1 pseudogene is annotated in these 273 nt (G+C 57.9%); it reads left to right on the forward strand.

The annotated features are described in order from the left end of the window. Positions 1-43: 43 nt before the first annotated feature. Positions 44-273, forward strand: a pseudogene (locus ABG80_RS23055) (hypothetical protein); the annotation flags it as partial.

Consider the following 273-nt stretch of genomic DNA (forward strand, 5'->3'; position numbering starts at 1 on the left):
CGTTGATGTGCGGCCCATCGTTGGAGATCCCGCCGAGGGGTTCATGGAGGTTTTCAAGTACGCCGTCAAGTTCAGCGATCAGCCGGTTGCCGATACATGGCATGCCTTTCAGACGCTCAAGGGGAAACGCCTTCTTTGTTCTGCTGGGTGCTTCCGAGGTGTCGAGGTGCCGGAAGAGCTGACCGATGAGCCGCTCGATGAGCTGCCGTATGTCGAGCTGTTCTATCGCTATCTGCATGGAAAGGGCTACGCCGTTTCGCATGCGAATCGCCC

Source organism: Aquabacterium parvum, assembly GCF_001447195.1.
Lineage (GTDB): Bacteria > Pseudomonadota > Gammaproteobacteria > Burkholderiales > Burkholderiaceae_C > Aquabacterium > Aquabacterium parvum.